This window comes from Arthrobacter sp. AQ5-05 (assembly GCF_003287975.1).
Taxonomy (GTDB): domain Bacteria; phylum Actinomycetota; class Actinomycetes; order Actinomycetales; family Micrococcaceae; genus Paeniglutamicibacter.
In genome coordinates this window covers 65,043-74,913 of the sequence record NZ_QMKQ01000021.1, presented here as the reverse complement: position 1 = coordinate 74,913, position 9,871 = coordinate 65,043, and the positions used below count along the sequence as shown (strand labels likewise).

Genomic DNA, 9,871 nt, shown 5'->3' with positions numbered 1-9,871 from the left:
ACCCGGCCGATACGATGCTCTGGCAGGACGTGTTCCCCGGAACCACCGCCGATGCCGGGATCGCCGACGGGCAGGAGTTCGAGGTTGCCGGCACCACGCTGGTGGCCCTGCACACCCCCGGGCACTCGCCCGGTTCCACCTGCTTCCATGTGGAGTCCCTGGGCACCGTGTTTTCCGGGGACACGCTGTTCCACGGCGGTCCGGGTGCCACCGGGCGCAGCCATTCGAGTTTCGAGACGATCATCGACTCGATCCGCGAACGCCTGCTCACCCTGCCGGCGAGCACCGTGGTGAACACCGGGCACGGGGATGCCACCACGATCGGGGCCGAGGCACCGAGCCTGGACGAGTGGATCAAACGCGGCCACTGACCGGCCGGGTTTGGTGTTGTGGGAGTCGTGCCGAGGGGCATGGCTCCCACTGCCACTTAACGGCCCGCTTGCCGGGCTGGCCGAGCAGGGCTGCCTTTCGGTGGTTCCCGGCATGTCCCACCGAGCAGGCCCGAACGGGGACGTTCCCGTCGGCCTGCTTGATGGTTTCGGTATCCGCCTGCACACCCACTCCCCGGAAGCCCCACAGGACTCTCCGCCCACGGCCGGCCGGGAGCGGATGTTCCGCAAACCCGGCAAGGTGCTATCCCGGCCAAGCGGCCGGCCTCCCTGGCATCCAGCCGTTCTCCCGAGCCTTGCACGCACCGAACGAATTGATCCATGCCATCCACGCAGGGACCCGATCATTGTCAGGGACCTGGATCCCCGCAATGGCGATCACGACGTCAGGCAGGCGGCAGGTCCCCGGGACCGTCCGGCGGCGAACCGAATCCATTGCCCGGGGCCAGGGACATGATCCTCTTGGCATGGCGCAGCAGCGGCTCGTCAACCATCTGCCCCTCGAACGTGAATACGCCCGCGGCGTCCTTCGCCGCGGCCAGGATCCGCGTGGCCCGCTCGACCTGCTCTGCCGACGGCGAGAACGCCTGGCGGATGACCGGCATCTGCCCGGGGTGGATCGAGGCCTTGGCGCCGAAGCCCGAGGCCGCTGCGTCGAGGGATTCGCCCAGCAAGCCTGCGTGGTCGGGGATGTTGATGTAAACCGAGTCGATGGCGACTTTACCGAAGGCGCCGGCGGCCAGCAGCACCTGCGAGCGGGCCTGCCTGGCCACGTCCCGGTAGGTGCCCGAGGCCTTGCGGGAAGAGGAGCCGCCGAGGGAGGCCACCAGGTCCTCGGCGCCCCACATCAGTGCCACGACGTTGTCCGCGGCGGCGATCTGCGGCGCATTGAGGACCCCCAGCGCGGTCTCGCACAGGGCCACCACGTTGAACCCGGCGACGGCTGCCAGATCGTCGAGGGTCTCGGTCTTGGCCAGCATGATGGTGCGGTACCCGGTCTGCCGGAGAGCTGCCATGTCCGCGGCGAAGTCGGGGGTATTGACCGGGTTCACGCGCACGATGGTGCGATCCGGATCCAGCGGGTTCCCGACCAGGGCCTGGCGGGCGGCCGGCTTGCTGCCGGCGGCCACCGCGTCCTCAAGGTCGATGATCACCGCATCGGCGCGCTCAAGTGCCTTGGCGTAGCGGTCGGGCCGGTCCGCCGGGCAGAACAGGATCGCCGGGCCCATGCTGAAGCTTTGCATGCCTAGTCCTCTTCGTTGGTGTTCATGGATGCCGCGTGGGCGTCCTTGGTCCACATCATGCAGGTGCGCGTGGCGGTGGCCACGATGACGCCGTCCTGGTTCCGCCCGGTGTGTTTCATGGTGACGATGCCCTGCCCGGGACGGGAGTTGGAGAGCCGGATCCCGGTGACCTCGGTTTCCGTGTAGAGCGTGTCGCCGTGGAACATCGGGTGCGGGAACTTCACCGCGTCGATGCCGAGCTGGCCGATGATGGTGCCCTCGGTCATCTGCGGCACCGACTGGCCGATCATGGTTCCCAGGGTGAACAGGGAGTTCACCAGGCGCTGCCCGAAGGGCTGGGTGGCGCTCCAGGCCGCGTCCAGGTGCAGGCCCTGGTTGTTCATGGTCAGCGAGGTAAACAGCACGTTGTCGGTCTCGGTCAGCGTGCGCCCGGGGCGGTGCGCGTAGATGACGCCCTGGCGCAACTCGTCCAGGTAGAAGCCGCGTTGTTGAACGCGCTCGGGGTTATGGGTGCTCATGCGCTGTGCTCCAGATCGGTGAGGGTGATGTCGGTGTCGGAGGCATCGGTTTCGACGAGCGTGACAGTGGCAATGATTTGGTTGGCCTTGACCAGGTCTCCGGCCTTCAGGTGGCCCATGTCCACGATCCCGTCGGTGGGCGAAAGCATCCGGTGTTCCATCTTCATGGCCTCGATGGTGGCCAGGACTTGTCCGGCCGCCACCTGTTCCCCGTCGCTGACCTGTACTGCGATGACGGTTCCCGGCATGGGGGAGCGGACCAAAGGAGACAGGGCCCCGGAGCCGCGGTCCATGGCGGCCAGCTCGCGGGCGAGCACCTCGGCGCGGTCAAGCGGCCGCACGCCGGCGGTCCACCCGTCGTGGCTCAGCCAGATGGTGCCGTCGGCGGAGGCAGCCGTGGCCACGCCGTGCGCCATCCCGTTGATGGAGAAGCGGCCCGGGCCGGCGGTTTCCACCAGGAAATCCGTCTCGTCGATGGTGACCGCGGAGCCGGACCCGGTGCTGCGGAAGGTCAGCGCGCGGGTCTGCCGGTCGACCTCGACTTGCAGGGCGGTGCCGACATGTGCGCCTAGGCGCCAGCCGTCCCCGCGCTGCCAGGGGCTCTCGGTGCGCCCGCGTGCGGCGCGGGAAAGATGTGCGGCCAGGGCCAGCTCGGCGTCGGTGGGGGCACGGAAGTCCATGGTCGGCATCTTGCGTCCGATGAGGTTGGTGTCCAGTCGGCCCGCGGCCACATCCTCGTCGGTGATCAGCAGGCGCAGGTACTCGATGTTGGTCAACACGCCCAGGACCACCGTGGAGGCCAGGGCCCGATCCAGTCGCGCGAGGGACTGCGCGCGGTCCGTTCCCCAGGCAATCACCTTGGCGACCATCGGGTCGTAGAAGGAGGAGATCTCGAGCCCCTCGCGCAGCGAGGAGTCGACGCGGATGTGCTCGCCGGCCGCCTCGGTGACCGAGAGAATGGTGCCGATCGAGGGCATGAAGTCGTGCGCGGGATCCTCGGCATAGACGCGGGCCTCGGTCGCGTGTCCGTGCAGCTGGACCTGGTCCTGGGTGAAGTCCAGGGCCTGGCCGGCGGCAATGCGCACCTGCCATTCGACCAGATCGATCCGGCTGTTCTTGATGCGGACAACTTCCTCGGTGACCGGGTGCTCGACCTGCAGGCGGGTGTTCATTTCCATGAAGAAGAATTCGCCGGGGTTCTCGTCGCTGACCAGGAACTCCACGGTTCCGGCGCCCACGTAGTCCACGGAGCGGGCGGCGGCGACGGCCGCGGCGCCGATCTCGGCGCGGATGCGCTCGCCCTCGGCGTGGTTTTCCAGCAGTGGCGAGGGCGCCTCCTCGATGACCTTCTGGTGGCGGCGCTGCAGTGAGCATTCGCGCTCGCCCAGGTGCACGGTGTTGCCGTGCCGATCGGCCAGGACCTGGACCTCGATGTGCCGCGGGTTGCGCACCAGCCGCTCCAGGAAGAGCGTGTCATCGCCGAAGGCGCTTGCAGCGGTCCGGCGGGCGCTGGCCAGGGCTCCGGACAGCTCGGCTGCGGATTCGACCACGAACATGCCCTTGCCGCCGCCTCCGGCCGAGGGCTTGATCAGCAGCGGGTAGCCGACCGAGTCCGCGGCGGCGATGAGTTCCTCGTTGGTCAGTCCGGGCTTGGCGATGCCCGGGACCACCGGGACGCCGTGGGACATGACGTGGTTCTTGGAGCGGATCTTGTCGCCCATGAGGTTGATGGAGATGACATCCGGGCCGATGAAGGTGATGCCGGCATCTTCCAGGGCGCGGGCGAAGTCGAGGTTCTCGGCCAGGAACCCGTAGCCCGGGTGCACGGCCTGGGCGCCGGAGCGGCGGCAGGCCGCCAGGATCGCGGGGATGCTGAGGTAGCTTTCGATGGCCGCCCCCGGTCCGATGCGCACGGCCACATCGGCCTCGGCGACGTGGAGGGCCCCGGCGTCGGCGTCCGAGTACACGGCGACCGAGCGGATGCCCAGGGCCTTGAGACTGCGGATGACGCGGACGGCGATTTCCCCGCGGTTGGCCACGAGCACCGTGTCAAAAAGTTTGGTGGTCACGATTGGTCCTTATCTGGAATCAAGTGATCTTCAGGAGGAAGAGGGGACGAAGCGCACCTACATGCGGAAGACGCCGAACTTTGTCTCGGGCAGCGGTTGGCGGGAAGCGACGTCAAGGGCCATGCCCAGCACCCGGCGGGTGTCGGCCGGGTCGATGACCCCGTCGTCCCAGAGCCTGGCGGTGGAGTAGTAGGGGTTGCCCTGGGATTCGTACTGCTCCTTGATGGGGGTCTTGAAGGTTTCCTCGTCCTCGGCGCTCCAGGTGTCTCCCGCGCCCTCGATCGCATCGCGTTTCACGGTTGCCAGCACGGAGGAGGCCTGGTTGCCGCCCATGACCGAGATCCGGGCCGCCGGCCACATCCACAGGAAGCGCGGCGAGTAGGCGCGCCCGCACATGGAGTAGTTGCCGGCGCCGAAGGATCCGCCGATGACGACGGTGAACTTGGGGACGCGGGCGGTGGCCACGGCGGTGACCATCTTGGCGCCGTGCTTGGCGATGCCGTCGGCCTCGTAGTCTCGGCCCACCATGAACCCGGCGAGGTTCTGCAGGAACACCAGCGGGATGCCGCGCTGGTCGCAGAGCTCGATGAAGTGGGCACCCTTGAGGGCGGACTCGGAGAAGAGCACGCCGTTGTTGGCGATGATGCCGACCTTGTGCCCGTGGATGCGGGCGAAGCCGGTCACCAGGGTCGTGCCGTAGTTGGCCTTGAATTCATGGAATTCGCTGCCGTCCACGACCCGGGAGATGACCTCGCGGACGTCATAGGGGGCGTTCACATCGGTGGGCACCGCGCCGTAGAGTTCTTCCGGATCCTCGAGCGGCTCGGCGACCTGGTCGGCGATGTCCCAGGCCGGTGCCGGGGTCGGCGGCAGGGTCTCGATGATGTTGCGGACGATCTGCAAGGCGTGCGCATCGTTTTCGGCCAGGTGGTCGACCACGCCGGAGGTCTTGGCGTGCAGGTCGCCGCCGCCGAGTTCCTCGGCGGTGACGATTTCGCCGATGGCGGCCTTCACCAGGGGAGGGCCGCCCAGGAAGATGGTGCCCTGGTTGCGGACGATGACCGTCTCGTCGCTCATGGCCGGGACGTAGGCGCCACCGGCGGTGCAGGACCCGAGTACGGCGGCGATCTGCGGGATCTTTCGGGCTGAGAGGTTGGCCTGGTTGTAGAAGATGCGCCCGAAGTGGTCGCGGTCGGGGAAAACCTCGTCCTGCATGGGCAGGAAGGCTCCGCCGGAGTCAACGAGGTACACGCAGGGCAGTCCGTTTTGCATGGCGATTTCCTGGGCCCGCAGGTGCTTCTTCACGGTCATCGGGAAGTAGGTTCCGCCCTTGACGGTCGCGTCGTTGGAGATCACCAGGACGTGGCGTCCATGCACCAGACCGATGCCGGCGATCATGCCGGCGGCGGGGCAGTCTCCTCCATACATGTCCTCGGCCGCGAGCGGAGCGATCTCCAGGAAGGGGGATCCCTCGTCGAGCAGGGTGTTGACGCGGTCGCGCGGCAGGAGCTTGCCGCGGTCCAGGTGGCGCTGGCGGGATTTTTCCGATCCGCCGAGGGCGGCGGTGACGAGCCGCGACTTGAGCTCGGCGACCAGCCGGGTTTGTTCGGCGGCGTTCTTCAGGAAGGCGGGGCCGGTGGTGTCAATCGTGCTGGACAGGGCTTCCATGGATCCTCTTTCGAAGCTGAAAACGTCGGGGATGGTGTGTCAGTGGGCGGAGGCAACGGGAACTCCCGGCGGTTCGCTGGCGAGCTGCACGGGTGGGTGGATGAGGTTGATGCCCGCCAGCATGGAGCGGTCGGCAGAGAGAATCTTGCAGGCCATCATCACGAAGTTGTGTTGGACCTCGGACAGCGTCAGCCGACCGTCGGGGCGGTACCAGTGGGCGACTCCGGTCCCCATTTCCATCAAGGCGAGGCGTGCCATGGTCGGGTCCTCCGTGCTGAAGTCTCCAACACGGATGCCGCGTTCGACGACCTGGGCGAAGAGCGACTCGTAGTCGTCGCGCAACTTCTGCATTGCCTCGCGGTTCAACGGGGAGAGCACACGCATTTCGTATTCGGCCACCCGGGCCGTTAGCGGATTGGTGGCGGTGAAACCGACGTGGGCCGATACCAGGGCCGCCAATTGGATGGTCGGCTCGGCGCTGAGGCGAAGGGCCGCCGAACCGGAGACGATCATCTCATCAAGGCAAGTGCGCATCACTTGCACCAGGAGTTCTTCCTTGCTGCCGGTGTAGTGGTAGATCGTGGCGGAGTTGATGCCGGCGGCCGCGCCCAGCTCGCGGATTCCGGTGGCGGCGAATCCCTGCCGCGCAAAGAGCAGCACTGCGGCCTGTTGGACCTTGCCGATGTTCATCATTTGCTCCGTTGCCGGGTTTGCACAAGAGCCGATCGATTGATTGGCTCCTATGCCCAGCAAACACCGTGATGCGGGTCACTGTCAATCATTCGATTGGGAAATGCGTGGGGCGCCGAAGCCGGCTGCACAGTGGTCGCACCCTTGTCGCGCTTCGGTGGCGGCAAAACTCGTCCGCATCTTGGGTGTACTCGATGTTGCGCAGATGCCAGCTGACCTCGCCATTCCCTCGTTCCGCACGCACGAGCTCAAGGGCGACCTTGCCGGATACTTTTCGATCTGGGTCAACGGCAACTGGCGTGTGACATTCCGATGTGTTGGGCAAGACGCCGAACTCGTTGACTATCAGGACTACCACTGAAGGAACAACACCATGATGAAAAACCCACCACACCCGGGTGAGATCATTCGCGAGGACGTGATCGCCGGACTCGGCCTCACCGTTGAGGAAGCCGCGCTCAGGTTGGGTGTCGCTCGCGTGACCCTGAGCAGAGTAGTCAACGGTCGTGCCGGCATCAGCCCGAATCTGGCCGTCAGGCTGGAACTTGCCGGAACCGGTACCGCCCGGGGCTGGCTCGCCATGCAGGTGACCTATGACCTCGCTCGGGAGCTGGAGGGCAAGACGCACCATGTGAAGCCGCTTGACGCTGCCTGAATTGCATGAAAACACGGGCACCTTCCACGCCTCTTGAGCGATGTGGAGAGTGCCCGTGTTCGACGGATGTCCCAGCGACACCCGATGCTGTTTGGCCTACAGCGCCCGCAAGATAACGGCGCTGCCCTGCCCGCCGCCGCCGCAGATTCCGGTGGCGCCGACTGAGCCGGCACCAAGCTCGGCCAGCTGGCGTGCCAGGGTGCCGATGATGCGCGCACCCGAGGCTCCGATCGGGTGCCCCAAGGCAATGGCGCCACCCTTGGTGTTCACGATTTCCGGATCAATCCCCAGTTTCGCGGTGGAGCGTACGCCAACTGCGGCAAACGCCTCGTTGATTTCGACGGCCTTCAGGTCTGCCGGCGCAATGCCGGTGCCCTCCAGCGCGGCAAGGATGGCGTTGGCCGGCTGCTCGTGCAACAACACGTCCGGACCTGCCACCAGCGCGTGGGAGACGATCTCGGCCATCGGCTTGAGACCCAGCCGCTCGGCGGCGGCCTGGCTGACCAGCACGAGGGCGGCGGCTCCGTCGGTGATCTGCGAGGCGTTGCCCGCGGTGATGGTGCCGTCCTTGGCGAAGGCCGGGCGCAACTTGCCCAGCGACTCGGCCGTGGTGTCGGCACGGATCCCGTCATCGGCGGACACTACGGTGTCCCCGCGACGGGAAGTGATGGTGAACGGCGCGATCTCACCGGCGTGGAAGTCGGCTGCAGCGGCTGCCAGCTGGTGCGAGCGGGCGGAGAACTCGTCCTGCTCCGCACGTTTGATGCCCATGGCGGTGTTGCCGTCCTCCGTGGAGGAACCCATGGAGCGGGCCTCGAAGGCGTCGGTGAGCCCGTCGAATTCGAGGGTGTCGATCATTTCGATGGCGCCGTACTTGGTTCCGGCCCGCGCCCGCTGCACGTGGGGCGCCAGCGACATGGACTCCTGCCCGATGGCCACCACGATGTCGGCCTCGCCGGCGTCGATCATCCGGGCTCCCGCCACCACGGCCTCGGTGCCCGAGAGGCACACGGCGTTCAGCGTCAGTGCCGGCACGCTGAAGCCGATGCCGGCTCCCACGGAGGACTGCCGTGCCGGGTTCTGCCCGGCGCCTGCCTGCAGCACCTGTCCGGCGAAGACCCGCTGGACGTCCTCGGCGGAGATCCCGGCGCGCTCGAGGGCTGCGGCGGCCGCGTGGGCTCCCAGTGCTGTGCCGGGGACGGTGGCGAAGGCCCCGTTGAAGCGGGCGAACGGGGTGCGGGCGTACCCGGCGATCAATGCGCTCATGCTGCGATATCTTCCTGTAGTTCCACTGCAAAGGGGGCACCGGTGACCTCGGTGAGGGACTCGATGGTGATGCCGGGCGCCATGGCGCGCAGCACCAGGGCGGAATCAACCACGTCGAACACGGCGCGGTCGGTGATGATCCTATCCACCACGCCGACCCCGGTCAGCGGCAGGCCGCAGGTTTCGACGATCTTGGGCGACCCGTCCTTGGCGACGTGGTCGGTGATGACGATGACGCGCGGGGTTCCGGCTACCAGGTCCATGGCGCCGCCCATGCCCTTGACGAGCTTGCCGGGGATGGTCCAGTTGGCCAGATCCCCGTTGGCGGCGACCTGCAGGGCACCGAGGATCGCGGTTGCCACGTGCCCGCCGCGGATCATGCCGAAGGAGGTGGCGGAATCGAAGTAGCTGCCGCCGGGCAGCAGGGTGACGGTCTGCTTGCCGGCGTTGATCAAGTCGGCGTCCTCCTCGCCCTCGTAGGGGAAGGGGCCCATGCCCAGCAGCCCGTTCTCGGACTGAAGGGTGACGTTCACGCCCTCGGGAAGGTTGTTGGCCACCAGGGTCGGGATGCCGATGCCCAGGTTCACGTATTGGCCGTCGGTCAGCTCGCTGGCGGCAATTGCTGCCATTTCATCGCGTGTCCACATGCTTGCTATGCCTCCTGGCGGACGCGCACGGTCCGCTGTTCGATGTCCTTGACGCCGTCGGTCTTGACGACGTGCTGCACGAAGATGCCGGGGGTGTCCACGAGGGACGGATCCAGGTAGTCCTCGTGGATGACCTCGACCTCGGCAAAGGTGATGCGGCCCGCGGCAGCGACCAGCGGGTTGAAGTTCCGTGCGGTCATCCGGTACCGCAGGTTGCCCTCGCGGTCTGCCTCATGGGCGCGGACCAGGGAGATGTCGGCAACGATGCCGCGTTCCAGGATCGCGGTGCGGCCGTCGAACGTCATGACCGGTTTGCCTTCGGCCACCGGGGTGCCCACGCCGGTGGGTGTGTAGAAGGCGGGGATGCCCGCGCCGCCGGCGCGCAGGCGCTCGGCCAGCGTGCCCTGCGGGACGAACTCGACCTCGAGTTCGTTGTTCAGGAACTGCTGGGCGAAGAGCTTGTTTTCGCCCACATAGGAGGCCAGGACCTTGGAGACCTGCTTGTTTTCCAGCAGCAGTCCCAGTCCCTTGCCGTCCACGCCCATGTTGTTCGAGACGATGGTCAGCCCGGTGGCGCCCGAGTCGCGCAGGGCGGTGATCAATCGGGTGGGGATTCCACTGAGCCCGAAGCCGCCCACCGCGATGGTCATGCCGTCGCGCACCTGGGCGACCAGGGCCTGCGCGGCGTCGGCCAATACTTTCGTTGCCATGATTCTCCTTGCGTC

11 protein-coding genes are annotated in these 9,871 nt (G+C 67.0%); 3 read left to right on the top strand and 8 right to left on the bottom strand.

The window, feature by feature from the left end; all coding sequences use genetic code 11:
- The coding region (locus DQ353_RS16100; RefSeq protein WP_146755275.1) for an MBL fold metallo-hydrolase at positions 1–371 on the top strand (371 nt) is incomplete at its 5' end.
- A 404-nt stretch (positions 372–775) separates the two neighbouring features.
- Here DQ353_RS16100 and DQ353_RS16095 read toward each other — a convergent pair.
- From DQ353_RS16095 to DQ353_RS16075, 5 genes are read right to left on the bottom strand one after another with little or no spacing between them, the layout of a single operon-like run.
- On the bottom strand, positions 776–1,633 hold the full coding sequence (locus DQ353_RS16095) for an HpcH/HpaI aldolase/citrate lyase family protein (protein WP_113764018.1): 858 nt from the start codon (positions 1,631–1,633) through the stop codon (positions 776–778).
- Positions 1,634–1,635: 2 nt separating this feature from the next.
- Positions 1,636–2,151 (bottom strand): MaoC family dehydratase, encoded by a 516-nt coding sequence (locus DQ353_RS16090; protein ID WP_113764016.1) that lies wholly within the window; start codon positions 2,149–2,151, stop codon positions 1,636–1,638.
- The gene (locus DQ353_RS16085; protein ID WP_113764014.1) at positions 2,148–4,223 is read right to left on the bottom strand and encodes an acetyl/propionyl/methylcrotonyl-CoA carboxylase subunit alpha; all 2,076 of its coding nucleotides are present in this window, start codon (positions 4,221–4,223) and stop codon (positions 2,148–2,150) included. The genes DQ353_RS16090 and DQ353_RS16085 overlap by 4 nt, the downstream gene beginning before the upstream one ends.
- A 54-nt stretch (positions 4,224–4,277) precedes the next feature.
- Positions 4,278–5,888, bottom strand: a complete 1,611-nt coding sequence (locus DQ353_RS16080; protein ID WP_113764012.1) for a carboxyl transferase domain-containing protein — start codon at positions 5,886–5,888, stop codon at positions 4,278–4,280.
- A 39-nt stretch (positions 5,889–5,927) separates the two neighbouring features.
- Complete coding sequence (locus DQ353_RS16075; protein WP_113764036.1) at positions 5,928–6,578, bottom strand: TetR/AcrR family transcriptional regulator; 651 nt, start codon at positions 6,576–6,578, stop codon at positions 5,928–5,930.
- Positions 6,579–6,630: 52 nt separating this feature from the next.
- Here DQ353_RS16075 and DQ353_RS16070 point away from each other — a divergent pair, with 52 nt between their 5' ends.
- Both DQ353_RS16070 and DQ353_RS16065 read left to right on the top strand, forming a co-directional pair.
- Positions 6,631–6,939 carry a type II toxin-antitoxin system RelE/ParE family toxin gene (locus DQ353_RS16070; protein WP_353616702.1) on the top strand — a complete coding sequence of 103 codons (309 nt, stop codon included), beginning with the start codon at positions 6,631–6,633 and terminating at the stop codon, positions 6,937–6,939.
- Between the two features lie 15 nt (positions 6,940–6,954).
- A complete protein-coding gene (locus tag DQ353_RS16065) occupies positions 6,955–7,233 on the top strand; it encodes a HigA family addiction module antitoxin (protein ID WP_286166856.1) in 279 nt (92 codons plus the stop codon).
- Between the two features lie 96 nt (positions 7,234–7,329).
- On the opposite strand, the gene DQ353_RS16060 is transcribed toward DQ353_RS16065, so the two are convergent.
- The 3 genes from DQ353_RS16060 to DQ353_RS16050 are packed head-to-tail and all read right to left on the bottom strand — an operon-like array spanning position 7,330 to position 9,856.
- Entirely contained in the window at positions 7,330–8,499 is a 1,170-nt protein-coding gene (locus tag DQ353_RS16060) for an acetyl-CoA C-acyltransferase (RefSeq protein ID WP_113764005.1), read from the bottom strand.
- Positions 8,496–9,146: a CoA transferase subunit B gene (locus DQ353_RS16055; RefSeq protein WP_113764003.1), complete on the bottom strand. Its 651-nt coding sequence runs from the start codon at positions 9,144–9,146 to the stop codon at positions 8,496–8,498. Before DQ353_RS16055 ends, DQ353_RS16060 begins: the two co-directional genes overlap by 4 nt.
- 5 nt (positions 9,147–9,151) lie before the next feature.
- Positions 9,152–9,856: a CoA transferase subunit A gene (locus DQ353_RS16050; RefSeq protein WP_113764000.1), complete on the bottom strand. Its 705-nt coding sequence runs from the start codon at positions 9,854–9,856 to the stop codon at positions 9,152–9,154.
- Positions 9,857–9,871: the final 15 nt, after the last annotated feature.

What these genes read in the sequence shown, in the direction of transcription:
- DQ353_RS16060 (WP_113764005.1), bottom strand. Translation starts at nt 8,499, where the DNA reads ATGAGCGCATTGATCGCCGGGTACGCCCGCACCCCGTTCGCCCGCTTC.
- DQ353_RS16090 (WP_113764016.1), bottom strand. Translation starts at nt 2,151, where the DNA reads ATGAGCACCCATAACCCCGAGCGCGTTCAACAACGCGGCTTCTACCTG.
- DQ353_RS16095 (WP_113764018.1), bottom strand. Translation starts at nt 1,633, where the DNA reads ATGCAAAGCTTCAGCATGGGCCCGGCGATCCTGTTCTGCCCGGCGGAC.
- DQ353_RS16050 (WP_113764000.1), bottom strand. Translation starts at nt 9,856, where the DNA reads ATGGCAACGAAAGTATTGGCCGACGCCGCGCAGGCCCTGGTCGCCCAG.
- DQ353_RS16065 (WP_286166856.1), top strand. Translation starts at nt 6,955, where the DNA reads ATGAAAAACCCACCACACCCGGGTGAGATCATTCGCGAGGACGTGATC.
- DQ353_RS16075 (WP_113764036.1), bottom strand. Translation starts at nt 6,578, where the DNA reads ATGAACATCGGCAAGGTCCAACAGGCCGCAGTGCTGCTCTTTGCGCGG.
- DQ353_RS16080 (WP_113764012.1), bottom strand. Translation starts at nt 5,888, where the DNA reads ATGGAAGCCCTGTCCAGCACGATTGACACCACCGGCCCCGCCTTCCTG.
- DQ353_RS16055 (WP_113764003.1), bottom strand. Translation starts at nt 9,146, where the DNA reads ATGTGGACACGCGATGAAATGGCAGCAATTGCCGCCAGCGAGCTGACC.
- DQ353_RS16070 (WP_353616702.1), top strand. Translation starts at nt 6,631, where the DNA reads ATGCCCAGCAAACACCGTGATGCGGGTCACTGTCAATCATTCGATTGG.